The following is a 25,230-nucleotide window of genomic DNA, read 5'->3' as shown; positions in this document are numbered from 1 at the left end:
GCTGGGCGCATGGCCGATCTGCATCCGCCCAAGCGCGAGGTCTTCGACGTCCCCGCGATGACGAACACCGATAACAAGGGCGTCGTGCGCGAGGTGCTCGACTACCGCGTCACCGACTTCGGGCTGTACATGTCGCGCACCGCCGACCATCCGCGCTTCACTCATCTGGAGAGCTGGCTGCTGCCGTCTCTCGGACTGCGCGCCAACATCTTCCACTTCGTGGCCGGCCACCGCCCGGGGCAACGCCTGTATCTCGATATCGGCGAGTTCTCCGGTCCCGACGAGGCGAGCCGCTGGCACGCGGTCGACTGGTATCTGGATCTCGTAGACGTTCCGGGCGAACCGCTCGCGCTGATCGACGTGGACGAATTGTTCGACGCGCATGCCGCCGGGTTCCTGACCACCGCACAGGCCGAAGACGCCGTGCGGATCGCGACGACGGCGCTGATCGGCGCGACGACCTCGGGAGATGTGCAGTCGTGGCTCGACGCGCAGGCGGGTACACCACTCGAATGGCTCGATCGAGCCTGATCGCCGGTATCGGGCGAACGTGTGACAGACTCCCCTACGGTTCTCATCTGCCTCACAGGAAGTCCGCCGTCGATGACGCCTCCCACCCCGCCCCACCAGCCCGAGCCGGCCGGCCGACAACCTGCGCCGTATCCGCAGCCCGAACCTCAGCCTCAACCGTATCCTCAGTACGGACAGCCTTACCCGCAGCCGCAAGCGCCCGTCGGCGGGTTCGCTCCCGTCCCCGGCACGCCGGGCTATCCGCCGCCGCCGCCGAAGAAGAACGGGATCCGACGCGTCGTCATCGTCGCCGTCATCCTCCTCGCAGTGGTGATCGCCGGAGCCGTAGCTGCGACGATCCTGAAGGACAAGGACAGCGGGACGAGCGTCGACTCGAGCCCCATCGGTTCGTGCATCACGGTGGACGGATCGACCACCGATGTGACGACCGCCGCCATCGACTGCGCCGACACGAGCTCGGTCTCGTACATCGTCGGCGCCAAACTGGACTCCCAGGCGGCATGCGAAGCCGGCCACTACAACTACTACGTGTACGAATACGGCACCGGCGCAGCAGACAAGGTGATGTGCCTGATCCCGAACTACCGGGTGGGCACGTGCTACGAGGAATCGACCATCTCGATCGGCGCCGACCTCAAGACCGTCGCCTGTTCGACGCCCTCGTCGAGCCTGACCGCCCGATACAAGATCACCGAGCGGGCCGAGTCCGCGAACGTGCCGAACTGCACCGATTCCGAGAAGCAGAAGGCGTTCACCTACGAGGTGCAGACCGATCCGGCGCGCCGGATCGGCTTCTGCGCCGAGATTCAGGGCGACGGGTACGGCTGGAAGTAGCCCGTCCCGGCACCGGCCTCATCCGACCGATCGCGCACCCGCACTCATCCGCGGATGATGCCGGCGATCAGTCGGGTGAGGCCGAACTCGTATGCGTGGTCGGCGTTTCCCGGGCCGGCGAACTCCTCGCCCACGGCGGTGCCGACCCGGGACGAGATCGGATACCGCCCCTCGGGCATCGCATCGGCGAGCAATGGCCCGGCCGTCTCCCACCACTGTTCGTCGGTCATTCCCGAGTTCGCGTACGTCACCATCTGGTCGATCCGCGAGCGGGCATTGCCGATGGCGAAGGCTCGCAGCGAAGCGATCACCGCGTCCAGCTCCACATCGCCGAAGTGCTTCCCCGACCTGGCCCCGGCCGCCGCGACGGCGGAGAGCTGGACCTCGTATCTATGCGAGGAGCCCGGTCCCGGGACCGGGCGCCACGCAGGGACGTCGAGCAGCCACGGATGCCGGAGGATCTCGTCACGGTACTGATCGGCAACCGCCCGCAGCACTGCGTCGATAGTCGCGCTCGTGTCGATCGCGGTGTCTTCGACCGCCACCGCGTCGACCATCAGAGCCAGCAGAATCTCCCGGTTCGGCACATACGTGTAGAGCCCCATCGGCTTGAGTCCGACGTCCGCGGCGAGCACCCGCATCGACAGCTGCGCCAGCCCGTTCGCATCGGCGATCGCCACCGCCGCCCGCACCACCGCCTCAACGGTGGTGCGCTGCCGCGGTCCCGGCCGGACCTGAACATCACTCGGTGCCCGCCACAGCAGTTCGACGGTGCGCCGCACGTTCTCGGTCTCGTCCGCCATCCTCGACAATCCTCTCCGTAAGGCGTACGGTATCAGTTCCGTACATCGTACGCCATCCCCACAGGTTCTCGGAGGAGACATTCTGACCAGGCAGAACGTACCCCTGCACGCCACCTATCTGACCGACCGGCATGCGTTCGCACTGTGGGCGCCTTCGGTGTCCGCAGGGCGAACGCATACCCTTCGCATTCCGCTGCCCTCCGGGCACGGGCCCACGGCAGGCCTCGTCCCCTCGAACGTCGCCTGCCGGATCGTCGACGCCGACCGCCTGCCCGCCTGCCAGACCCCGTCGGCGCAGGCCTGGTCGCGCATCGCTGCCGACCCGGACGCGGACGTCGAGTTGCCTCCCGCCGCGCACGCGGTCCTGAACGCGACCGGTGACGCCGCGACCTCGGCCGCCTACGCTCGTGCGGTCTTCGTCGACACCCTCGCCGCGGCCGAGTCGCTCCGGCCCCTGCTCACCGCGGACCTGCGCGCCTACCAGCTGCGCGGCGTCACCTGGCTCGCCGAGGTATGCGCGGAGGGCTGCGGCATCCTCGCCGACGAGATGGGGCTGGGCAAGACGTTGCAGACCATCGCTCACCTGGCCCGCGCCGGCCACGGGCCGGCGCTGGTGGTGTGTCCCACCGGCCTCGTGACGAACTGGATTCGCGAGATACGCCGCTGGACTCCCGGTCTGGAGGCCACCGACTTCCGCGGTGGCGAACTGCCACCGCCCGGCGACCGCACCGTTGTCGTGACCGGGTATCCCACCCTTCGCCGTCACACCGGCGCACTCGCCGCAGTGAGATGGGCCACCGCCGTATTCGACGAAGCGCAGGCGCTCAAGAACAGCCGGACCCAGGTCTCGCGCGCCGCGCGGGCGATCACCGCCGACGCACGGATCGCGCTCACCGGGACGCCGATCGAGAACAATCTCGACGAACTCTGGTCGGTGCTGAACCTGGTCGCGCCCAGCGCCTTCGGCAACCGCGCGCTCTTCCGCCGCCGCTACACGCTGCCGATCCAGAACGGCTCGGCCACGGCCAAGCACCGTCTGCACGATGCGATCTCGGGACACATTCTGCGACGCACCAAGAGCGAGGTCGCCGCTAACCTCGGACCCAAGATCGAGACGGACGTGCAGTGCGACCTCACCGAGGAACAGGGCAGGATCTACGACGCGATCCTCGACCGCGCCGAGGCAGAGGGATTCGGAGCCGGGATGGCGCGACGCGGCGCGATCCTGGCGGCCCTGACCCGGCTCAAGCAGGTCTGCAATCATCCGGGTCTGATCGCTTCCGGACCGGTCACCGGTCGTGTGGAGGGTCGTTCGGGAAAGCTCGACGTCGCCGCGGAGATCGTCGGTACCAACGTCGAGAACGGTTCGCCAACCGTCGTGTTCACGCAGTACCGCCAGACCGGTGAACTGCTCGCCGCTCATTTCGGCGACCTCCTCGGAACGCGGGTTCCCTTCCTGCACGGCGGGCTCACGCGGACTGAACGCGACCGGATCGTCGACGAGTATCAGTCGGGCGCGGGTTGCGGCGTTCTCGTCGCGAGCCTCAAGGCCGCCGGCACCGGTCTCACCCTCACCCGCGCGGCCGACGTCGTTCACTTCGATCGATGGTGGAACCCCGCGGTCGAAGCTCAGGCGACCGACCGGGTGCACCGGATCGGCCAGGATCGCATCGTCACCGTCACCACGCTGACCACGGCCGGAACGCTGGAGGAGCACATTGCCACGATGCACCGGAAGAAGGCCGCGCTGGACCTCGACGCCGACGCCGGCGCGCTCGCGGTTCTCACCGAGCTCTCCGACGAACGGCTGATCGAAGTCCTGCGCCGGAACCGAGAGGAGACCGCATGAGTACCAGTAGCACAGAGTTCGGATTCACCGTCTGGGGCCGGGACTTCCTCCGGATCGCGGAGCCGACCCACGTCACCAGGCCGGAGCCCGCCCTGCCGAGAGCGAGGCGCATGGCGCGCAATGCGATGAACGACGTGCACGTGGAGGGACGTCTGATCCGCGGCACCGTCGTCGCAGGCGATGCGGCGTCCGTCGCGTATCTCGAGTTCGCTCCGATGGGACGGGACGCGGCGCGTGCGGTCGCTGACCTGGTCGGTGCCACACCCGGCCCATCCGCGTTGACCGACGAGGTCCACGCCGCACTCGGCCCGCGACCGCCGGAACTCGCAGTGGTCGACTGCTCGTGTCGCGCGCGGTCACCGCGCTGCGTGCACGTCCTCGCGCTGCTCTACGAGACGATTCGCCTGGTCGACGAGGATCCCCGGCTGGCGTTGTCGCTGCGAGGCTTCGGCGACGCTCTCGACGGCGAGGTGCCTGCGGACGACCGCATCGGCCCGTGGACGCCGCTGTCCGCACTGGATCCGGCGACGTTCTACGGGTGAGGCGCGGCCCCGCCGGTCGCGTGGCGGATCGGTTCACGATTGCGCGACACCGGTCAGGAGGCGTAGCGGGCGATCCAGCCGGGTCCGTAGCCGGTCGAGCCGACCGAGTAGAGAACGCGCCCGACTTGCTGCCAACCGGCATCCCGGTCTGCCGGGTCGATGGTCCACCGCCTGCTTCCGTTCTCGCCGTCGAACGCCGTCAGTCGTGGAGCATTGGGCCGCTGGTGCTCAGCCGGGTCGCCGGCGAACAGCAGTCGCCGACCGTCGAACCCGAACAGCCATGCCCCGAAGTTCGACGTGACGGTTCCACCGGACTCGCCGGTGGCGGCATCGATGAGCCGCCAGGTCTCCGAGTACGCATCGCCGGGCCCGAACTCGCTCGTTCCGACCGCCACGTGTCGTTCGTCGAGGGCGCGGACCTTTGCGATGCCGTCGCCTGTGACCGCTCGGGTCCAGCGCAGCGCGCCAGTGTCAGCGGTGACGACGCCGACCTTGCGCCCGGAGACGACGGGGATCGACTCGGGGTCGACGAGCGGTCGCTCGCGCGGAAAATCTGCGCCCTCGGCCAGCCGCCACCCGATTAATCGACCGGTCCGCCGCCCGGTCTCGTCGTACGTCACGGTCACCGGACTCCCGCCCGCCGGGTCGACCGCGAATCCACCTTCATAGAGCAAGTAGTTCGGTCTCGACGGCTGCCCGACGATCGACGTGCACACCATCATTCCGGTGACCTCGTCCGGCGCGCCACAGCTCGGGGCCATCGACGTCGGTTCACGGTGGACCAGGGTGCCGGTGTCGGCCCGGTAGAAGGAGACGGCACCGTCGTCGGACTCCATCACGATCACCCTGGAGCCGATCACCGACCGCACGGTGCGCTCTCCGGTCGACCCGTTGACCGACCACGAACGCTGCCCCGTCGGCTCGAATCGCGTGATCAACGGTCTCCGGTCCACGGTGGCAGCACCCCTGTCGGGGACCGGGCCCTCCTCGCGGAGTCCGACGCCTGAATCCCTGGGCACCGCAACGACGAATCCGTCATCGACCGACACGATGCTGGGCGTCCCGTGGACGCGGACGGTCTGCACGACGCGCTCGGCACCCGAGGCCAGGTCGAAGAAGGAGACGCGAGCCACGACGTCGCCGCTCAATCGGACGTTCTTCGTACATGCCAGCGTCGGGCCGTCTCCGACGGCGCAGTCGGCCCAGTGACCCGCCTCGCGTCGACTCCACAGCACCTTCCCCGACTGCACGTCGACCGCCGCCAACGTCGTCGTACGCGCGTGCGGCTCGGCAGCGCCGACGACCACCACCACATCATCCGACTGCGCCTTGATCGAGATCGACGCACGTTCATCGGCGGGTTCGTCAGCTCCCAGGACGTCTTCCGCAGTCAGCTTCCACCGTTCACCCGGCGCCGACGGCATGGACTGCAGCGCAATCGGTCCCGGCCCGTACTCGAGATCGTCGTCTCCGCGCGGCCACAACACGACGCCGACCACGACCACCTCGACGATCATCAGGAGAACTACGACGACGGGCAGAACACTCCGATGCGACAGTGGCGGCATATCGCCGATTCAACCATCACGCCGTACGTTGCGGTGACCGATGGTCTGACACACTGGGACTCGTGATCAGAGTGGGACTCACCGGCGGCATCGGCGCCGGCAAATCGACGGTTGCCAAGACCTTCATCGAACACGGCGCGTATCACGTCGACGCCGACCGCATCGCCCGCGAGGTGGTGGAGCCCGGCACGCCGGGTCTGGCTCAGCTCGTCGACGCCTTCGGACCGGAGATCCTCGACGCCGACGGCGCTCTCGACCGTCCGGCCCTCGCGGCGCGTGCATTCGTCGACGACGACAGTCGCAAGCTCCTGAACTCGATCACGCATCCATTGATCGGCGCGCGGACCCAGGAGCTCACCGACGCGGCGCCCGCCGACGCGATCATCCTTCACGACGTCCCGCTCCTCGTCGAAGGGAACATGGCGCCGTTCTATCACGTGGTCGCCGTGGTGCACGCGGATGCGGACGTCCGGCTGGACCGCCTGGTGAACCTGCGCGGCATGGATCCCGAAGACGCGCGGTCCCGAATCGCGGCGCAGGCGACGGACGACCAGCGTCGAGACGTCGCCGACATCTGGCTCGATAACTCGGGGACCCCGGACGAGCTCGCGGCTCAGGCTCTGCGCGTCTGGAACGAGCGATTGATTCCGTTGCGCGACAACGTTGCCGGCCGCGTCTGTGCCGAGCTGCCGACACGGCCACAGGAGTACGACCCTTGGTGGGCCGTATTGGGACGCCGCGTCGTGAACCGCGTATGGGCGCTGGTCGGGGCCGGAGCGACGGCGGTCGAGCACGTCGGCCCGACCGCCGTCGTCGGGCAGTCGGCGCCACCGGTGATCGATATCCGGGTGACGGTCGCCGACCTCGGATCCGCGGATTCGCTCGCGGACGCACTCGCCGACGGCGGGTTCCCGCGGCTGTCGTCGTCCGAGGACGAACGCCTGCACGCCAGCGCCGATCCGGCGCGTCCGGTCCGCGTGCACGTGTGTCCGGTAGCGCCGTCGGCGTAGCGGTTCGCGTGGCGGACGTCAGACTCCGATCGCCCGTCGAATCAGCGCCGACGACGCCAGACAGGGGCCGGTATCCGCTCGGCACGACGAAGCCCGCGCAGTCGGTGACCGCGCGGGCTTCGTCGAATTGAGCGAGATGCTAGGCGACCTCGCCGTCGCGCTCCGCCACCAGAGTGAGGGCGATGTCGACGATCATGTCCTCCTGGCCACCGACCAGACGCCGTTCACCGCACACGGTGAGGATGTCGCGCACGTCGAGGTCGTACCGTTTGGCCGCGGCCTCGGCGTGACGCAGGAACGACGAGTACACGCCGGCGTAACCGAGCGTCAGCGTCTCGCGGTCGACGCGGACCGGGCGGTCCTGCAGTGGCCGGACGATGTCGTCGGCCGCGTCCTCCAGCTTGTTCAGGTCGCAGCGGTGCTCGAAGCCCGACAGATTCGCGACGGCGACGAAGGGCTCGATCGGGCAGTTGCCCGCTCCGGCACCGTGGCCGGCCAGCGAGGCGTCGACGCGGTAGACGCCGTTCTCGACCGCGACCACCGAGTTGGCGACCGACAGCGAGAGGTTCTCGTGAGCGTGGATGCCGATCTCGGTCTCCGGATTCAGCACGGCCCGGTAGGCCTTCACTCGCGCGACCACGTCGTTCATCGTCAGGCGTCCGCCCGAATCGGTGATGTACACGCAGTGCGCGCCGTAGCTCTCCATCAGCTTGGCCTGCTCCGCCAGCTTCTCGGGGGTCGACATGTGCGAGAGCATCAGGAAGCCCGAGACGTCCATGCCGATCTCCCGCGCCGCGGCGATGTGCTGTGCGGAGACGTCGGCCTCGGTGCAGTGCGTCGCGATGCGGACCGACCGGACGCCGAGATCCCATGCGTGCTTCAGTTCCTCGACAGTGCCCACGCCCGGCAGCAGCAGAGTGGTGAGCCGTGCGTTCTTCAGAACACTCGCCGCGGCCTCGATCCACTCCCAGTCGGTGTTGGAACCGGGCCCGTAGTTCACCGAGCCGCCCGCCAGACCGTCGCCGTGCGCCACCTCGATGGCGTCGACGCCGGCCTCGTCGAGCGCAGAGACGATGCGCTTGACGTCGTCGGTGCTGATCTGATGGCGGATGGCATGCATGCCGTCACGCAGCGTGACGTCCTGGACGAAGATGGGGGTGCTCATGCGTTGGACTCCTTCAGCGCTGCGATCCGCTCCGCGTACTGCAGGCCCGCGGACGTCATGATGTCGAGGTTCCCGGCATAGGCCGGCAGATAGTGCGCGGCACCCTCGACTTCGAGGAAGACCGACACCTGGTGGGTGGGAGCCGACTCCGGCTCCTGGGTCATCAGCGTCTGAACCGGCGACCCCTCGGCGATCGGGTTGATCTGCACCTTCTGCTTCAGTCGGTACCCCGGGACGTATGCGGAGACGTCCGCGACCATCTTCTCGACAGAATTGCGGATCCGCTCCTGAGTGTCCAGGTCCGGCGCATCGACCAGCGCATACACGGTGTCGCGCATGATCAGCGGCGGCTCGGCCGGGTTCAGGATGATGATGGCCTTGCCGTTGCGGGCCCCGCCGACCTGCTCGATGGCCGCCGACGTGGTCTCGGTGAACTCGTCGATGTTGGCGCGGGTGCCGGGTCCGGCCGACTTGGACGCGATGGACGCGACGATCTCGGCGTAGGCGACCGGCGCCACGCGGGACACCGCGGCGACGATCGGGATGGTCGCCTGCCCGCCGCAGGTCACCATGTTGACGTTCTGCGCATCGAGATGGTCGCCGATGTTCACCGCCGGCACCACGTACGGTCCGATGGCCGCCGGCGTCAGGTCGATCAACCGCTTGCCCAGCGGCTGCAGGATCGACGCATTGTGCTCGTGGGCTTTGGCCGAGGTGGCGTCGAAGACGATCTCGATCTCGTCGAAGTTCGGCATCGCGACGAGACCCTCGACGCCTTCGTGCGTGGTGGGCACGCCGAGGCGCTGGGCGCGGGCCAGGCCGTCGGAGTCGGGATCGATGCCGACCATCGCACCCATCTCGAGGTGCTTGGCGGTCCGCAGCACCTTGATCATCAGATCGGTCCCGATGTTGCCGGAGCCGATGATGGCGACCTTCGTCTTGCCGCCTGACGTCTTACTCATGGGAGTTCCCTTCACTGAAACGGGCTTTCACCGATCCGAGGCCGTCGATCACGACGGTCACCTCGTCTCCGGGTTGAATCGGGCGCATGGGGCCGAGCGCTCCGGACAGGATCACCTGACCCGCGCGCAGGGGTTCGCCGAAGTCGCGGGCGGCCCGGGCCAACCAGGCGACGGCGTTGAGCGGGTCTCCGAGGCAGGCCGCGCCCTCACCGGTCGAGACCTCCTCGCCGTTGACGAGCATCGACATGCCGACGTCGACGGGACGGAACTCGTCGAGCGTCCTGCGGTCGGTGCCGAGGACGTAGACCCCCGAGGAGGCGTTGTCGGCGACCGTGTCGGCGAATGCGATGTCCCAGCCGTCGATGCGGCTGTCGCAGACCTCCAGTGCGGCGACGCCGTAGTCGATCGCATCGCGGATCTGTTCGATGTCGAGCGGACCGTCGGCGAGATCCTTCTTCAAGACGAAAGCGACCTCCGCCTCGGCCTTGGGCTGCAGCAGCCGGTCGATCGGAACCACCTCGCCGTCGCCGTACGCCATGTCGTCGAAGAGGACGCCGAAGTCGGGCTGGTCGACGCCCATCTGGTCTTGAACGGCCGCAGAGGTGAGGCCGATCTTGCGGCCGACGATCGTCGCACCGCCGGACACCCGGCCCGCGGTCAGCCGTTCCTGGACGCGGTAGGCCGCGGCCAGATCCGTGGGTCCGATCAGGTCGCGCACCGGAGTGCACGCCTGTCTGGTCTGGAGGGCGGTGAGCAGCCGCTGCGCGGCCTGGTCTTCGGCGACCGGATTCTGCGCCGGCTCGCGTTCGGTGGTCTCGGTCATGGTGACCATGCTCACCGCTGTGCCGCCCGAAGAGAAGAGCGTCGTCTCGCTGAGCGAGACGGAGGCGGTAGTGTCGTCCGCATGGCCAGAACGACGCCCTCGAAACCGTCGGATCCGGGCGACGGCGAGCACGCCGTGGACCGCGCCACCGTCGTCGGCAAAGTGGTGACCATCCTCCGGGCCTTCACTGTCGACGACAACGAACTGAGCCTCGCCGAACTGGTGCGCCGCACCGGTCTGCACAAGGCGACGGTGCATCGGCTGGCCGGTGAACTCGTCGGGGTCCGGCTCCTCGACCGGACCGACGACGGGTACCGACTGTCCGGCGGCCTGTTCGAACTCGGGATGCTCGCGTCGGTGGAACGCAGTCTGCTGGAGATCGCGATGCCCTTCCTCCAGGACCTCTACGGGCGAACCCGGGAGACCGTGCACCTGGGTGTCCTCGACGGCCACGAGGTGGTCTACGTGGCGAAGATCGGCGGTCACCGTCAGGCCAGCGCGCCCTCGCGCACAGGCGGCCGGATGCCGTTGCACTGCACGGGGATCGGCAAGGCACTCTTGGCGCACTCGGATCCCGCTCTGCAGCAGAGCGTCCTCGCCGGACCGCTCCCCCGCCGCACCCCGCGAACGATCGTCGCGCCGGGCATCCTGGCGCGCCAACTCGATGCCATCCGCGAATCCGGAGCGGCCTTCGAGTACGAGGAGTCGGCTCCCGGAATTGCGTGCGTTGCGGCGCCGATCCTGGACGTCGCGAACAACACCGTGGTGGCCGCGGTCAGCGTGACCGGCCCGCTCACGCGGTACCGGCCCGAGGCGCACACCGACGCGGTCCGCGCCGCAGCGACCGGGATCGCGTCCACCCTCGACCGTCGACGCACGCTGCGTTGACGAGGCGGGGCGGCCGATCGAATCGGCCGCCCCGCCTCGTCGCCGGAGTGTCGCGAGTCGTCACACGGTCGCACCTTCGGCGGCGGCCGCCGCAGCGGGTTCCGGCTCCGGCACCCGAGCGAACAGAACCACCGCGCACACCAGGCTGAGCAGGCAGACAACGGCGAGATACGCGGTGACGCCGGCGGCGCCACCGGACTCCCCGACCAGCGCCGAAGAGATGATCGGTGCCAGTCCCCCGCCCAGAATCGCGCCGACCTGCAGGATCAGCGAAGTTCCCGAGTAGCGGACGGCGGCCGGGAAGGTGTCGGCGATGATCGCGCCCTGGACGCTGTGCGTGATCGGCACGATGACGCCCATCCCGAGGAACGCCGCGGCGGTGATCACCGCACTGCCCGTGCCGAGCATCGGCAGGAAGACCAGACACCAGATCAGCAGCGCGACCGACCCTCCGACGAACATGGAGCGCCGGCCGCTGCGGTCGGCGATCCGAGTCCAGAACGGGATGGTCGCGAACCAGATCACGGCCGCGACCGAGACGCAGACGATGAGGAAGGAACGGCTGTAATCGAGGTGCTCGGTGCCGTACGAGAGGGTGAAGACCATGAACACGTAGGCCACCGCCGAGTTCGCGATCATCACGCCGAGCGTCAGTGCCATCCGCCCGACACCCACGCGCATCGCCTCTCGCAGCGGGAACCGCTCGACGGCCCGGTGACTGACGACCCGGCTGAACGAGGGCGACTCCTCGACGTGCAGGCGGATCACCAGACCGATCACCACAAGCACCGCGCTGAGCAGGAACGGGATCCGCCAGCCCCACGCGTCGAAGGCTCCGGACGGCATCACCGCATTGGTGGTCAGGAAGACGACGTTCGCCAGGACCAGTCCGGCGGGAGTGCCCATCTGCGGGAAACCCGCGTAGAGGTTCCGCTTGCCTGCGGGCGCGTGCTCCATCGACATCAGCGTGGCGCCGGCACCCTCGCCGCCGAGACCGAGTCCCTGGACCACGCGAAGCAGCACCAGCAGTACCGGCGCCCACACTCCGATGGACCCGTAGTTGGGCACCACGCCGATCAGCGTCGAGGCCGCACCCATCATCAGGAGCGAGACGATGAGCGTGTTCCGCCGTCCGACCCGGTCGCCGAAGTGACCGAAGACGAGGCCACCGAGCGGACGCGCGACGAAGCCGACGGCGAACGTGCTGAAGGCCGCGAGCGTGCCTGCGGCGGGACTCAACGACGGGAAGAACTGTTTGTTGAAGATCAATGCGGCAGCTGTGCCGTAGAGGAAGAAGTCGTACCACTCGAGAGTGGTGCCGACGAGCATCGCCGAGGCGACCCGGCGTCGCGCCTGCTGATCGCTCAGTGCCTTGTCGGAGGATCGGGTGAACATCGATATCGGCCTTTCATGGGTGTGAGGTGACGACGCCGACGAACGATCAGTAATCGGGGTCACATTCAGAAGACGGCATACGGCGGCGCGTGAGAAATGCCTTTCCCCGCGGTACCGATGCCCCGGCGGGCATAGGGATGGAGCGGGCCGTCGGCGCACCACCTGGCGGCCGGACACCGCCCGGCTCCGGTGCGGGGAGACTCAGAGTCCCAGGAAACGCTCGGCGTTCCCGTGTGTGATCAGCGATCGGGTGGTCGAATCCAGGAATTCGCTCTTTCGCACCACTTCGCCGACCGGCCGCTCTCCGAGCGGATAGGGGTAGTCGCTGCCCACCAGCACCCGGTCGCGCCCGATCGTGTCGACCAGCAGCCGCAACGCGCGTTCGTCGAAGACCACCGAATCGACGTAGAACCGTCCGAGATAGTGCGACGGCGGATATTCGGAGGTGCCGATGACATCGTGGCGCCGATGCCAGGCGTTCTCCATCCGACCGAGCCAGAAGGCGAACGAGCCGCCGCCGTGCGCGAAGGCGATCTTGAGTCGCTCGTCCACTCGGTCGAAGGTGCCGCCGAGGATCATCGCCAGAATCGACAGATGCGACTCGGCGGGCATCCCCACCAGCCATTGCGCCATCCAGCGGTCCAGTCGCGGCGATCCCGCCATGTCCCACGGGTGAACGAAGACGGGGACGTCGCGGTCGGCGCAGTGCTGCAGAAAGGTGACGACGCCTTCGTCGTCCAGATCACGATCGCCGACGTGGTTGCCGATCTCGACGCCGCGGTGCCCGTTGGCGAGGCACCGGTCGAGTTCCTCGCATGCGAGATCGGGATCCTGCAGCGGCACCTGACAGAACGGGATCATCCGTTCGCCGGCCGCGTCGACGATCTCGAGTGCCAGATCGTTGAACACCGCGGAGATCCGCGCGGCCTGTTCACCGGTCCTCGCGTAATTGAAGAACACCGGCGTCGGCGAGACCACCTGGGTCGCCACCCCGTCCGCGTCCATATCGCGCAGGCGCACCTCCGGATCCCACGCGTCGGACTGGATCCGGCGGAACTCGACGTCGCCGGTCATCATCATCGCCTCGCGTTCGGACTCCACACGCAGCCACGGCGCTTCGGGACCGGCGACGTCGCGCAGGTCGGGCCATCCCTTCGGCACATAGTGGGTGTGGACGTCGATGATGTCGCTCACTTCAGCCCTTCCCCGGATGGAGGGCGCCGCATTCACGGCAGGTCCTGGCCTGCTCATCGGAACCGAAGGAGTCGAAGACCGGAGGCATGTCCTCGACGAGGTCGCGCACCTGCAACTCCACCTCGTGCAGCTTGGTGTGGCATTCCAGGCAATACCACTGGAATTTCTCCAGCGTGCCCTCCTTGCGGACCCGCTCGATCACCAGACCGATCGAATCGGGGTCTGGCCGCTGCGGCGAATGCGGAATGTTCGCAGGCATCAGCCACGTCTCCCCTTCCCGGACATCGACCCGTCGCGGCCCGTCCTCGGTCATCAGGTTGACGTGGATGTCGCCGCGGAGTTGGTAGAACCACTCCTCGTACGGCTCGTAGTGGTAGTCGTAGCGCTCGTTGGGGCCGCCGACCACCTGAATGATGAAGTCGTCTCCGAGCGCCATCATCTGGTTGTTCACCGGCGGCTTGAGCAGATGGCGGTTGTCGTCGATCCAGCGCTGGAAATCGATGACGGGCGGAATGGTCGTCATGGGAACTCCTGGGGTTGTGAGTGGGTGGCCGAGTCACGGCCGCCGGCGATGTGCGATCGCCTGGATCTCGATGAGCAGGTGCGGATGCGGGAGCTGGTGCACCGCGACGGTGGTCCGCGTGGGACCGTTCTCGTCGAAGTACTCGCCGTAGACGCGGTTGTAGGCGCCGAAATCGTTCATCGACACGAGGTAGGCCGTGACCTGACAGAGGTCGTCGAGTCCGGCGCCGACCTCGGCGAGGATGTCGCGGATGTTCTCGATCACCGCTCGCGTCTGCGCCTCGATGTCGAGGGAGGCGGTGCCCATCTCGTCAACCTCGACGCCGACGAACGTGTTGTCCGGACGGCGCGAGCTGGTGCCGGAGACGAAGATCAGATCGCCGACCGTCTTCACGTGCGGGAATCGTCCTCGAGGGGTGGCTTTTCCGCTGACGACGAGCGCCTCGGCGCCGGCGGCGCTCATCGGCGGGCCGCCTCTCCGACTGCCGTGAAGGACACCGTTCCGAGTCCTTCGACGGTGCACTGCACGTCCGTGCCGTCGGGCGTGGAGGCGGTGAGCGGCAGCGCGGCGGTCGCTGCGCCGGCGAGTATCACGTGGCCGGCCTCGAGCGGAATGCGCCGCCGCCGGCACATGTCGAGGAGCGCGAGCAGGGCCTGAGCCGGATCGCCGAGGATCGCGGCGGTGGAACCGTGCACCGAGTCGGCGCCGACGCGCAGGGTCACGTCGAGGTCCGCCGCGTCGCACAGCGGCGACCACTCCCCGATCGCATATCCGGCCGCCGAGGTGTTGTCGGCCACCACGTCGGCGTAGGTGAAGGCGAAGTCCAGATAACGCGAGTCGATGACCTCCACCGCCGGAGCGATCGCCGAGACCGCGTCGAGGATGTCCTCGTTCGGGTCGTCGAGGCGCACATCGCGCGAGAGCAGATACGCCACCTCCGGCTCCGCCTTCGGGTGGATGAACTTCCCGAGGTCCACCGTGCCGCCGTTCGCGACGGTCATCGCGTCGGTGAGCCGGCCCACGATGACGTCGGAGACGCCCATCTGCGCCATCTTGGCCTTGCTGGTGAACCCGAGTTTCACTCCGACCACGCTCTCGCCGCGCGCCGTTCGCAGCCCGATCAGTTCTTCCTGCACCCGATATGCGAGGTCGACGTCGAAGGCGGTACCGACCGCGGGATCACGTTCGATGCTCGGGGTCTCTCGACATCCGGTCTGGGCGTGGTCGAGACGGCCGGCCAGCGCGGCCGCCTCGTCGTCGGTGGTGTGCATATGCGGTCCTTTCGCTTCGGACGGAGGTGTGGTGGTCACAGTTGCAGGCAGACGTTGGTCGGTTCGGTGTAGAAGTGCAGCGAGGATTCTCCGCCCTCGCGGCCGATGCCGGAGAGCCCGACGCCGCCGAACGGGGCTCGCAGATCACGCAGGTACCAGGTGTTGACCCACGAGAGCCCGACGTTCATCCGCGCGGCGACGCGGTGACCGCGACGCAGATCGTCGGTCCAGACAACCGACGCGAGCCCGTACTCGGTGTCGTTGGCGAGTGCGATCGCCTCCTCCTCGGTGTCGAACGGGACCAGACCGGCCACCGGGCCGAAGATCTCCTCGCGCATCACGCGACTGCTGTTGTCGACGCCCGTCCACAGCGTCGGCGCGATCCACGAACCCCCGTCGAGGTGCTCTCCCACGTCCGGGACCCGGCCCCCGCACACCACATCGGCGCCTTCCGCGCGGGCGAGGTCGAAGTAGCTCAGGACCTTCCTTCGGTGCTTCTCTGAGATGAGCGGGCCGGTCGTCGTCGCCTCGTCGAACGGATCTCCCAGCCGCAGCGAGCCGGCCTCGGTCGCCAGGCCGGCCACCACCTCGTCGAAGATCCGCCGCTGAACGTATACGCGCTCGGTGCACAGACACACCTGGCCGGTGTTGGTGAAGATCGACCGGCTCAGTCCCTTGACCGCCTCGTCGACGTCCGCGTCATCGAAGACGATCGCCGCGTTCTTGCCGCCGAGCTCCAGCGAGACCGGCCGCACCCGCGGCGCCACCGTCCGCATGACGTGACTGCCGGTGGCCGACGATCCGGTGAAGGTGACACCGTCGATTCCGGGATGCTCGGTCAGGAACGCCCCGGCCGAATCGGCGCCGAAACCGTGGACCACGTTGTACACACCGCGCGGCAGACCGGCTTCCGCGAGCACTTCGGCCAGCAGCGAGGCGGTGGCGGGAGTGTCCTCGCTCGGCTTCACCACCACCGCGTTCCCGCAGGCGAGCGCCGGTGCGACTTTCCAGGTGAGGAGCAGGAGCGGGAGGTTCCAGGGGACGATGATCGCGATCACGCCGAGCGGTTTGCGGACCGTGTAGTTCAGGGCTCGGCGACCGTCGGCGGTGTCGGTCAGGTACGACTGCTCGCCGGCGCTCGACACCAGGTCGGCGTACGCGCGGAAGTTCATCGGAGCGCGGGCGACGTCGAGGGCACGCGCCTGTGTCACCGGCTTGCCGGTGTCGGCGAGCTCTGCGGCGACGAAGTCGTCGAAGCGCTGTTCGATCAGGTCGGCGGCACGACGGAGGATCCGGGCCCGATCTGCGACCGGCCGGTCGGCCCAGCCGGCGGCCAGCGCACGTCGCGCCGAACCGACGGCACGGTCGACGATCTCGGCTCCGGCCTCGTGAACCCTGGCGTACGCGGTGCCGGTGGCGGGGTCGACCGCGTCGAACGCCGACGCCGGATCGGGGTCGAGGAATGCGCCGTCGACGTAGTTGCGAATCCATTCGGGGTGGGGTGCGGTCATGAATCCACTGTGATCCGCATCGCCATGTGGTTCAAATACCTAGCGGAATCACTCACATACCGAAATAGTCATAACGGAGATGGTCACAACCGCCGACCGGAGTGCCGGTCGTCATAGCAAAAATGGCATAGTCGGGTACGTGTTCGGTATTAGACGGGTATGAGTTGCGTGCCAGACCCTGAAGACGATTCGTTGCCGTTCGAAGGAGCCCCGTTGTTCGACCCCGAGATCGCCGCCGCATACAGCGCCCGCGGAACCGTGTCCCCGGAAACCTTCGCCAGGGTGATGGACGATTACCGAACGCGGTCCGAGCGCGCAGTCCGGGATCTGCCCGGCGCCCGCGGCGTCGCCTACGACGAGCACAGCGACGAGGTGCTCGACGTGTGGGGGATCGCCGACGCTCCCCGTCCGGTATTCCTGGTGATCCACGGCGGATACTGGCGCTCGCTGTCACGCCTGGACACCGCGTTCATGGCGCGCACGCTGGCCGACCACGGTATCGCCACTGTCGCTGTCGACTACGGACTGGCTCCGGCGACCTCCCTGCCCGAAATGGTCCGTCAAGTCAGGGCGGCCGTCGCATGGGTGCATCGCGACGGACCCGCGCACGGCCTCGATCGCAACAGGATCGTGGTCTGCGGCAGTTCGGCGGGTGCTCACCTCGCCGCGACCACCATGATCGGCGGTTGGCAGGCTGACCTCGGGCTGCCCGATCGCGCAGTGCACGCCGGCCTGCTGATCAGCGGACTCTATGATCTGCGGCCGCTGATCCACGCCGAGGCGAACGAGTGGCTCTTCCTGACCGAGCAGTCCGCTGCCGACCTCAGCCCGGCCCTCGCACCGCTGCCCGACGATCCCGCTCCGGCGGTGATCGCCATGGCCGAGCACGAGGCCGACGGCTTCCGCCGGCAGAGTCGGGACTTCCACCGGCACTGGGCCCGCGGAAGTGCCGGCCCGCTCCTGACCGTTCCCGGACGGAACCACTTCGACGTCTTCGTCGACCTGGCCGATCGCGACACCGAACTGTCGTCGGCCGTGCATCGTCTCTTCGCCCTGACCGCACCGACCCACACCCCGAAATGAGGACCCCCGTCATGTTCCGCAAGATCCTTGTCGCCAACCGAGGCGAGATCGCGATCCGCGCCCTCCGCGCGGCCGTCGAGCTGGGCATCACCACCGTCGCGGTGTACCCGCACGAGGACCGGAACTCTCCCCACCGGTTCAAGGCAGACGAGGCGTACCGGATCGGCGAGCCCGGGCATCCCGTTCGAGCCTACCTCGATGTGGACGAGATCATCCGTGTCGCGAAGGAATCCGGTGCCGACGCCGTCTACCCCGGATACGGATTCCTCTCCGAGAACCCCGAACTCGCACGGGCGTGCGCCGCGGCCGGGATCACCTTCGTGGGTCCGACTGCCGAAGTCCTTCAGCTGACGGGCAACAAGTCTCGAGCGATCGCCGAAGCCCGCGCCGCCGGGCTCCCGGTCCTGGCGTCGACCGAACCCTCCACCGATGTGCAGACGCTGCTGGACGCCGGCGAGTCGATGACCTTCCCGGTCTTCGTCAAGGCCGTCTCGGGCGGCGGTGGTCGCGGCATGCGCCTCGTCGACGATCCCGCGCTCCTGCGCGCGGCGCTCGAAGAGGCCTCCCGCGAAGCGGAGTCGGCGTTCGGCGACGGTGCGGTGTACATCGAGCAGGCGGTGAGCGGGCCGCGGCACATCGAGGTCCAGGTCCTCGGCGACGCCACCGGCGATGTCGTCCATCTCTATGAGCGCGACTGCTCCGTCCAGCGTCGCCATCAGAAGGTCATCGAGCAGGCACCCGCTCCGGACCTGCCCGCGGACCTGCGCGAGCGCATGTGCGCCGACGCCGTGCGCTACGCACGCCACATCGGCTACACCTGTGCCGGGACGGTCGAGTTCCTCCTGGACACCAGCGGCGACTACGTGTTCATCGAGATGAATCCCCGCATCCAGGTGGAGCACACCGTCACCGAAGAGGTGACCGACGTCGATCTCGTCCAGACCCAGTTGCAGCTCGCCGCCGGAGCCACCCTCGCCGGTCTCGGACTGTCGCAGGACACGATCGCGCTGCACGGTGCCGCCATGCAGTACCGGATCACCACCGAGGACCCCGCGAACGAATTCCGGCCCGACACCGGACGCATCACGGCGTACCGGTCGCCCGGCGGCGCCGGCGTCCGCCTGGACGGCGGGACCACGGTCGGCGCGGAGGTCGGCGCCTACTTCGACTCCATGCTGGTCAAGCTCACCTGCCGCGGGTCCACTCGCGACATCGCGCTCGCCCGCGCCCGCCGCGCGCTGATGGAGTTCCGGATCCGAGGGGTGACGACGAACATCCCGTTCCTCCGCGCAGTGCTCGACGATCCGACGTTCCAGTCCGGCGCCGTCGACACCGGCTTCATCGCCGCGCATCCGGAGCTGCTGCACGGCAACGCTCCGGCCGACCGCGGCACACGCATGCTGAACTACCTGGCCGACATCACGGTCAACTCCCCCAACGGCAAGGCTCCGGCGGGCGTGGACCCGGCCTCCAAGCTGCCGCGGCCGGCATCCGAGCGATCCGTGCCGGAGGGCTCCCGCCAGCGGCTCGCCACCCTCGGCCCCGAACGCTTCGCCGCCGATCTCCGTGCGCAGAAGGCGCTGGCGATCACCGACACCACCTTCCGCGACGCGCACCAGTCGCTGCTCGCCACACGCGTCCGCACCAAGGACCTGACCGCGGTCGCCGGCCACGTCTCCTCGAGTATCCCGGAACTGCTGTCGATCGAGGCCTGGGGCGGTGCGACCTACGACGTCGCCCTGCGTTTCCTGCACGAGGATCCGTGGGACCGCCTGGCACGACTGCGCGAGGCGGTGCCGAACATCTGCCTGCAGATGCTGTTGCGGGGACGCAACACCGTCGGCTACACCCCTTATCCCACCGAGGTGACCGATGCCTTCGTGGCCGAGGCCGCCGCCACCGGCGTCGACATCTTCCGCATCTTCGACGCGCTGAACGACGTCGACCAGATGCGTCCGGCGATCGACGCCGTGCGCGCGACCGGCACTGCGGTCGCGGAGGTCGCCCTCTGTTACACCGGTGACCTGACGGACCCGGCGGAGGATCTCTACACCCTCGACTACTATCTCCGGCTGGCCGAGCGCGTCGTCGACGCCGGCGCGCACATCATCGCCGTCAAAGACATGGCCGGGCTGCTGCGCGCCCCGGCCGCCACCACGCTCGTGACGGCCCTCCGGTCGCGTTTCGACCTTCCCGTTCACGTCCACACGCACGACACCGCGGGCGGCCAGCTGGCGACGTACCTCGCGGCGTGGAACGCCGGCGCGGACGCGGTCGATGTGGCCGCGGCCCCGATGTCGGGCGGTACCAGTCAACCGTCGATGTCGGCGGTGGTCGCGGCGACCGCCCACACCGACCGCGACACCGGCATCGACCTCGACGCGGTCTGCGAGCTCGAGCCCTACTGGGAGTCGATGCGCGGGCTCTACCACCCGTTCGAGGCCGGCATCCCCGCTCCGACCGGCCGTGTGTACACCCATGAGATCCCGGGCGGTCAGCTGTCGAATCTGCGTGCGCAGGCCACCGCTCTGGGGCTCGCGGACCGGTTCGAGGAGATCGAACGCGCCTACGCCGGTGTCGACCGGGCCTTCGGCCGCCTCATCAAGGTGACGCCGTCGTCGAAGGTCGTCGGCGACCTCGCCCTCGCTCTCGTCGGTTCGGGCGTCAGTGCCGAACAGTTCGCCGCCGATCCGACGGTGGTCGACCTCCCCGAGTCGGTCACCGGGTTCTTCCGCGGCGAGCTGGGCACTCCGGCCGCGGGTTGGCCCGAACCGCTCCGCACCCGGGCGCTCGGCAACACGCCGGCCGTGGCACCGCCGCTCGCCGAACTGACCGACGACGACCGCGCCGGGCTCGCAGCCGACTCGCAGACGCGCCGGACCACACTGTCACGGCTGCTGTTCCCCGGTCCGTCCAGGGAATTCATCGAGCACCGCGAGACCTTCGGCGACACCTCGGTGATCGGCACCCGCGAGTTCTTCTACGGTCTGGTTCCCGGCACCGAACACGTCGTGGAACTCGGACCCGGTGTCACGCTCCTTCTCGGCCTCGAGTCGATCTCCGAAGCCGACGAACGCGGGATGCGCACGGTGATGTGCTGGATCAACGGCCAGCTGCGGCCGGTCCAGGTGCGCGACCGCTCGATCGAAGACGCACGGCCGCGGGCCGAGAAGGCCGATCCGTCGGTTCCCGGTCAGGTGCCCGCCCCGTTCGCCGGCGTGGTCACCCTGGAGGTGTCCGAAGGCGACGAGGTGGCCGCGGGCGACACGATCGCCCATATCGAGGCGATGAAGATGGAGGCGGCGATCACCACGCCGGTGGGCGGCGTGGTCGGCAGGATCGCGGTGCCGGGGGTGGCGCAGGTGGAGAACGGCGACCTGCTGATCACGATCACCTCCGGGGTATGAGTGCGGCGGACCGGCCGTCGATCGATCTGCCGAAACTGCTCGACGGCCGGCTGAAGATCCGGCACCTGGTCTTGATCGACGCGCTGTCGCGGCAGGGCAGCGTGATCGGCGCAGCCGCGGAACTCCACGTCACTCAGCCGGTCGCCACGCGAAGCCTGCGCGACATCGAGGCGATCGTGGGAGTGGAGCTGTATGAGCGCGGCCCGCGGGGAATCACGCCCACGATCTTCGGGGCGGCGTTCACCGAGCACGCGCGGGCGATCCTCGCACAACTGAACCAGGCGGGTCGCCATGTGGTGGAGCTGGCGGACGCCGATCGCGGAACCGTGATCGTCGGGACGCATCTCGCGGGATCGAATGTGCTTCTGCCGCAGGCGATTGTGCAGTTGAAAGCGAAGCATCCGCGACTCACCGTCGTGGTACGAGAGGGCTCGCCGGAAGCGCTGCTCGCCGAGCTCGAGGCGGGTCGCATCGACATGATCGTCGGTCGTCTGACATCGCCGAGCACATCGACCATCACGCGTCTCCCGTTGTACGAGGAGTCGGTGGAGGTCTTCGCCGGCTCCACCCACCCCCTCGCGGGGGCCGGACCCTTCTCTCTCGCCGACACCCGCGGTTACCCGTGGGTACTCCCCGGCGTCGAGACCGCCCTGCGCGGGGAACTCGAAGCGGTGTTCGCCCGCAGCGGAACCGCGTTGCCGGAGAACCGTGTGGAAGCGACGAGCTTCCTCACGGTACGGGAGCTGCTGCACCATACGGAGACGCTCGCTGTGCTGCCCAGCCTCATCGGACGCGGCGACGCCCGCCTCACCCCGCTCGACGTGGACCTCGGATCCATCGGGCACAGCGTCGGACTCACCGTCGCCGCCGACCGTCCGCTCAGCCCGTCGGGCCAGGCTCTCGTCGCGCACCTGCGGACGGTCGCCGAAGTACGGCTCGGTTGAGACTGCAGGAAACGGACAGGTCGGCGGCGCCGCCGTCAGTGTTCGGACAGGGTGATCGAAGCTCCCGAATCAGGGTGGTAGTTCCAGAACATCTCCCAGCCCTCCCAGTCGGCCTGCTGCGTTCCGTCGATGGCGCGCGTGCCGAGCACACGCGCGTCCACGCTGGACGGTGCCTTCGTCTGCTCTAGGAGGCAGTCGTACACGGCCTGGGAGGTGGACCGGTCGGGGTGATAGGTGAATTCGATCGTCTTCCCGTCTTCGGCAAGAGTGAGCGTCGAAGAGCTGGAATCGCATTCGGCGACGACGGAACTCGCCGTAACTCGTGACGGCCCGCTGTCGACGACGACGAGGACGATCACCGCGACGATGACGCCGAGAACCACCGTCCCGGCCGCGATCCACGGCACGATGCCGCGTCTCCTCCCCCTCCCGGCGGGCGGTACCGGTGCTGACGGCACCGGAGAATGCGGGACCGAAGGATGCGGAGTGGGGAGCGGCTGCTGCGGGGGACGGTTCATTCCAGTCATGGGCGGAAGTTATCAACCGACTACGACAAAACCGGTGTATCCGACGTTGCGCCGGTCCGCGGACCGCGGTTGGGCGCCGCCGTCAGTGGCCGGCGGCGCCGATCGACTCGTAGGCCCACATCGTCAGGTATGCGGCGGCCAGGAAGACAGCGACCGCGACGGCGACGCCGGACGACTGCACGTGCGCGAAGGGTGATCTCACCCATCCCATCGTCTGGGCGACGACGGCGTCCGGCCGGGTCACGAGATCCCAGGAGTTCCAGCGCTGGAATCGGCCGATGACCACTCCTACGGCGCAGAGGATCACCGATGCGGCGACGGCGGCCCAGCCCGCGGCCCGTCCCCAGTCCGCTTCGATGCGTCGGTGCACCAGCCGCATCGAGACCACGCCGAGCATCACGCCGGTCCATGCCGCGAATCCGTACTGGAGAATGTGCCGCCAGAGTTCGTAGCCTTCGCCCAGATGCACGAGGTCGGTGATCAGGTAGGGCGCGTTGGGCAGGAAGGCCAGCCACGCGAGTCCGAGCGGAATCAGCGCAAGCTTGTTTCGCACGATGACGAAGGCGCACGCGATCAGCAGCGGAAGCCAGGCGAGGAATAGGTTCCAGATCAGGAAACGGGTCGGATACACCAGCGGCGCATGGGGATCGGTCACACCGACGACGATCGTCAACGCCGTCGTCGCGGCCAGGGCGCCGATCAGGGCGAGCCGGCGCCAGGTGAAAGACATCGTGTCCGAAGTCGGCTCTTCTCGCATGGCCACACGGTACGCGAGCGGCCGAGCCCGAGCTCGCCCCGACTCGTCCGGACAGACGACAACACCCCGGAACCGAGGTTCCGGGGTGTTGTTCAGTCAGTCACTCCGACCGACCGCGCGTGAATCAGGCGTTGCCCGACAGCTTCTCGCGCAGTGCGGCGAGCTGCTCGTCGCTGGCGAGCGATCCGCCGGTCTGGGCCGGGCCGCTGCTCGACGAGGTCGACTGCGAAGCCGAGCTCGACGACGAGTAGTCGCTCGGAGCGTTCTCCGCCTCGGCGGCAGCCGCGGCGAACTTCTCGATCTGAGCGGTGTGCAGCTTGTGACGGCGCTCGGCCTCCGCGTAGCGGGCCTCCCACTCCTCACGCTGCTTGTCGTAGCCCTCGAGCCACTCGTTGGTCTCGGCGTCGAAGCCCTCGGGGAAGATGTAGTTCCCCTGGTCGTCGTAGCTGTCGGCCATACCGTACTTCGAGGGGTCGAACTCCTCGGTGTAGTCCTCGTTGGCCTGCTTCAGCGACAGCGAGATGCGGCGGCGATCCAGGTCGATGTCGATGACCTTGACCATCGCGTCGTCGCCGACGGAGACGACCTGGTCCGGAACCTCGACGTGGCGCTCCGCCAGCTCGGAGATGTGGACCAGACCCTCGATGCCCTCTTCGACGCGCACGAAGGCGCCGAACGGCACGAGCTTGGTGACCTTGCCCGGAACGATCTGACCGATCGCGTGGGTACGGGCGAACTGGCGCCACGGGTCTTCCTGGGTGGCCTTCAGCGACAGCGACACGCGCTCGCGGTCCATGTCGACGTCGAGGACCTCGACGGTGACCTCGTCGCCGACGGTGACGACCTCGGACGGGTGATCGATGTGCTTCCACGACAGTTCGGAGACGTGAACCAGACCGTCGACGCCGCCGAGGTCGACGAACGCACCGAAGTTGACGATCGAGGACACGACGCCCTTGCGGACCTGGCCCTTCTGCAGCTGGTTGAGGAACTCGCTGCGGACCTCCGACTGGGTCTGCTCCAGCCAAGCGCGGCGCGACAGAACGACGTTGTTGCGGTTCTTGTCGAGCTCGATGATCTTGGCCTCGACCTCCTTGCCGATGTACGGCTGCAGGTCGCGGACGCGACGCATCTCCACCAGCGAAGCCGGGAGGAAGCCGCGCAGGCCGATGTCGAGGATCAGGCCGCCCTTGACGACCTCGATGACGGTGCCCTTGACGGCCTCGTCCTTCTCCTTGAGCTCCTCGATCGTGCCCCAAGCGCGCTCGTACTGCGCACGCTTCTTCGACAGGATCAGGCGGCCTTCCTTGTCCTCCTTGGTGAGAACGAGGGCCTCGACCTCGTCGCCGACGGTGACGACTTCGTTGGGGTCGACGTCGTGCTTGATCGACAGCTCGCGCGAGGGAATGACGCCCTCGGTCTTGTAGCCGATGTCGAGCAGGACCTCGTCGCGATCGACCTTGACAATGGTGCCTTCGACGATGTCGCCGTCATTGAAGTACTTGATCGTCGAGTCGACAGCGGCGAGGAAGTCCTCGGCCGAGCCGATGTCGTTGACGGCTACTTGCGGCGAGGAAATCGTGGGGGACGACATATGTTGAGTTGCTCCGGACAGGTATCTAGTAGGTACGGTAAACGGGACA

The 25,230-nt window shown here is 68.1% G+C and carries 23 protein-coding genes; 9 read left to right on the top strand and 14 right to left on the bottom strand.

Annotated elements, in window-relative coordinates; translation table 11 throughout:
- Nucleotides 1-9 precede the first annotated feature (9 nt).
- Together Y710_RS14340 and Y710_RS14335 are read left to right on the top strand one after the other, a co-directional pair.
- Nucleotides 10-531, top strand: a complete 522-nt coding sequence (locus Y710_RS14340; protein WP_062367752.1) for a ribonuclease FAU-1 family protein — start codon at nt 10-12, stop codon at nt 529-531.
- A gap of 72 nt (nt 532-603) precedes the next feature.
- On the top strand, nt 604-1,365 hold the full coding sequence (locus Y710_RS14335) for an LppU/SCO3897 family protein (protein WP_062367751.1): 762 nt from the start codon (nt 604-606) through the stop codon (nt 1,363-1,365).
- 44 nt (nt 1,366-1,409) lie between these two features.
- Here the strand turns inward: Y710_RS14335 and Y710_RS14330 are convergent, their stop codons facing one another.
- Entirely contained in the window at nt 1,410-2,168 is a 759-nt protein-coding gene (locus Y710_RS14330) for a TetR/AcrR family transcriptional regulator C-terminal domain-containing protein (RefSeq protein WP_062367750.1), read from the bottom strand.
- Between the two features lie 157 nt (nt 2,169-2,325).
- On the opposite strand from Y710_RS14330, the gene Y710_RS14325 reads away from it, so the two are divergent.
- Together Y710_RS14325 and Y710_RS14320 are read left to right on the top strand one after the other, a co-directional pair.
- Nucleotides 2,326-4,017, top strand: coding sequence for a DEAD/DEAH box helicase (locus tag Y710_RS14325; protein WP_062367749.1), 1,692 nt, complete (start codon nt 2,326-2,328; stop codon nt 4,015-4,017).
- Nucleotides 4,014-4,559 carry an SWIM zinc finger family protein gene (locus Y710_RS14320; RefSeq protein WP_006895437.1) on the top strand — a complete coding sequence of 182 codons (546 nt, stop codon included), beginning with the start codon at nt 4,014-4,016 and terminating at the stop codon, nt 4,557-4,559. The genes Y710_RS14325 and Y710_RS14320 overlap by 4 nt, the downstream gene beginning before the upstream one ends.
- A 53-nt stretch (nt 4,560-4,612) precedes the next feature.
- Here the strand turns inward: Y710_RS14320 and Y710_RS14315 are convergent, their stop codons facing one another.
- Nucleotides 4,613-6,127: an outer membrane protein assembly factor BamB family protein gene (locus Y710_RS14315; protein ID WP_062367748.1), complete on the bottom strand. Its 1,515-nt coding sequence runs from the start codon at nt 6,125-6,127 to the stop codon at nt 4,613-4,615.
- A gap of 62 nt (nt 6,128-6,189) precedes the next feature.
- Here Y710_RS14315 and coaE point away from each other — a divergent pair, with 62 nt between their 5' ends.
- Nucleotides 6,190-7,137: a dephospho-CoA kinase gene (coaE, locus tag Y710_RS14310; RefSeq protein WP_197462943.1), complete on the top strand. Its 948-nt coding sequence runs from the start codon at nt 6,190-6,192 to the stop codon at nt 7,135-7,137.
- 139 nt (nt 7,138-7,276) lie between these two features.
- On the opposite strand, the gene dmpG is transcribed toward coaE, so the two are convergent.
- The 3 genes from dmpG to Y710_RS14295 are packed head-to-tail and all read right to left on the bottom strand — an operon-like array spanning nt 7,277 to nt 10,087.
- Nucleotides 7,277-8,302 (bottom strand): 4-hydroxy-2-oxovalerate aldolase, encoded by a 1,026-nt coding sequence (gene dmpG, locus Y710_RS14305; RefSeq protein ID WP_006895434.1) that lies wholly within the window; start codon nt 8,300-8,302, stop codon nt 7,277-7,279.
- Entirely contained in the window at nt 8,299-9,264 is a 966-nt protein-coding gene (locus Y710_RS14300) for an acetaldehyde dehydrogenase (acetylating) (protein WP_006895433.1), read from the bottom strand. Before Y710_RS14300 ends, dmpG begins: the two co-directional genes overlap by 4 nt.
- Nucleotides 9,257-10,087 carry a 2-keto-4-pentenoate hydratase gene (locus Y710_RS14295; protein ID WP_062367761.1) on the bottom strand — a complete coding sequence of 277 codons (831 nt, stop codon included), beginning with the start codon at nt 10,085-10,087 and terminating at the stop codon, nt 9,257-9,259. Before Y710_RS14295 ends, Y710_RS14300 begins: the two co-directional genes overlap by 8 nt.
- Before the next feature lie 81 nt (nt 10,088-10,168).
- Between Y710_RS14295 and Y710_RS14290 the strand changes: the two genes are divergently transcribed.
- Nucleotides 10,169-10,975, top strand: coding sequence for an IclR family transcriptional regulator (locus tag Y710_RS14290; RefSeq protein ID WP_045536798.1), 807 nt, complete (start codon nt 10,169-10,171; stop codon nt 10,973-10,975).
- 60 nt (nt 10,976-11,035) lie between these two features.
- On the opposite strand, the gene Y710_RS14285 is transcribed toward Y710_RS14290, so the two are convergent.
- The 6 genes from Y710_RS14285 to Y710_RS14260 form a co-directional block, all read right to left on the bottom strand.
- On the bottom strand, nt 11,036-12,370 hold the full coding sequence (locus Y710_RS14285) for an MFS transporter (protein ID WP_006895429.1): 1,335 nt from the start codon (nt 12,368-12,370) through the stop codon (nt 11,036-11,038).
- Nucleotides 12,371-12,571: 201 nt separating this feature from the next.
- Complete coding sequence (locus Y710_RS14280) at nt 12,572-13,564, bottom strand: amidohydrolase family protein (protein WP_062367746.1); 993 nt, start codon at nt 13,562-13,564, stop codon at nt 12,572-12,574.
- 1 nt (nt 13,565) lies between these two features.
- The gene (locus Y710_RS14275) at nt 13,566-14,087 is read right to left on the bottom strand and encodes a 3-hydroxyanthranilate 3,4-dioxygenase (protein WP_006895426.1); all 522 of its coding nucleotides are present in this window, start codon (nt 14,085-14,087) and stop codon (nt 13,566-13,568) included.
- A 33-nt stretch (nt 14,088-14,120) separates the two neighbouring features.
- Nucleotides 14,121-14,549, bottom strand: a complete 429-nt coding sequence (locus Y710_RS14270; protein ID WP_006895424.1) for a RidA family protein — start codon at nt 14,547-14,549, stop codon at nt 14,121-14,123.
- Nucleotides 14,546-15,358 (bottom strand): 2-keto-4-pentenoate hydratase, encoded by an 813-nt coding sequence (locus Y710_RS14265; protein ID WP_062367745.1) that lies wholly within the window; start codon nt 15,356-15,358, stop codon nt 14,546-14,548. The genes Y710_RS14270 and Y710_RS14265 overlap by 4 nt, the downstream gene beginning before the upstream one ends.
- Before the next feature lie 35 nt (nt 15,359-15,393).
- Nucleotides 15,394-16,869 (bottom strand): 2-hydroxymuconic semialdehyde dehydrogenase, encoded by a 1,476-nt coding sequence (locus Y710_RS14260; protein WP_062367744.1) that lies wholly within the window; start codon nt 16,867-16,869, stop codon nt 15,394-15,396.
- A 168-nt stretch (nt 16,870-17,037) separates the two neighbouring features.
- On the opposite strand from Y710_RS14260, the gene Y710_RS14255 reads away from it, so the two are divergent.
- The 3 genes from Y710_RS14255 to Y710_RS14245 are packed head-to-tail and all read left to right on the top strand — an operon-like array spanning nt 17,038 to nt 22,303.
- Nucleotides 17,038-17,952, top strand: coding sequence for an alpha/beta hydrolase (locus Y710_RS14255; protein ID WP_231649987.1), 915 nt, complete (start codon nt 17,038-17,040; stop codon nt 17,950-17,952).
- An 11-nt stretch (nt 17,953-17,963) separates the two neighbouring features.
- Nucleotides 17,964-21,359, top strand: a complete 3,396-nt coding sequence (locus Y710_RS14250) for a pyruvate carboxylase (protein WP_006895419.1) — start codon at nt 17,964-17,966, stop codon at nt 21,357-21,359.
- 20 nt (nt 21,360-21,379) lie between these two features.
- A complete protein-coding gene (locus Y710_RS14245) occupies nt 21,380-22,303 on the top strand; it encodes a LysR substrate-binding domain-containing protein (protein ID WP_039867024.1) in 924 nt (307 codons plus the stop codon).
- A 35-nt stretch (nt 22,304-22,338) separates the two neighbouring features.
- Here Y710_RS14245 and Y710_RS14240 read toward each other — a convergent pair whose 3' ends face one another.
- The 3 genes from Y710_RS14240 to rpsA form a co-directional block, all read right to left on the bottom strand.
- Nucleotides 22,339-22,710 (bottom strand): hypothetical protein, encoded by a 372-nt coding sequence (locus Y710_RS14240; protein WP_062367743.1) that lies wholly within the window; start codon nt 22,708-22,710, stop codon nt 22,339-22,341.
- 202 nt (nt 22,711-22,912) lie between these two features.
- Nucleotides 22,913-23,560: a DUF1361 domain-containing protein gene (locus tag Y710_RS14235; protein ID WP_082781330.1), complete on the bottom strand. Its 648-nt coding sequence runs from the start codon at nt 23,558-23,560 to the stop codon at nt 22,913-22,915.
- A gap of 151 nt (nt 23,561-23,711) precedes the next feature.
- Nucleotides 23,712-25,181, bottom strand: a complete 1,470-nt coding sequence (gene rpsA / locus Y710_RS14230) for a 30S ribosomal protein S1 (RefSeq protein WP_006895416.1) — start codon at nt 25,179-25,181, stop codon at nt 23,712-23,714.
- Nucleotides 25,182-25,230: the final 49 nt, after the last annotated feature.

Origin of the sequence: Gordonia sp. QH-12, from assembly GCF_001578675.1 — a bacterium.
In the GTDB taxonomy this organism is placed as follows: domain Bacteria; phylum Actinomycetota; class Actinomycetes; order Mycobacteriales; family Mycobacteriaceae; genus Gordonia; species Gordonia sihwensis.
This window is presented reverse-complemented; position numbering and strand designations above follow the sequence as displayed.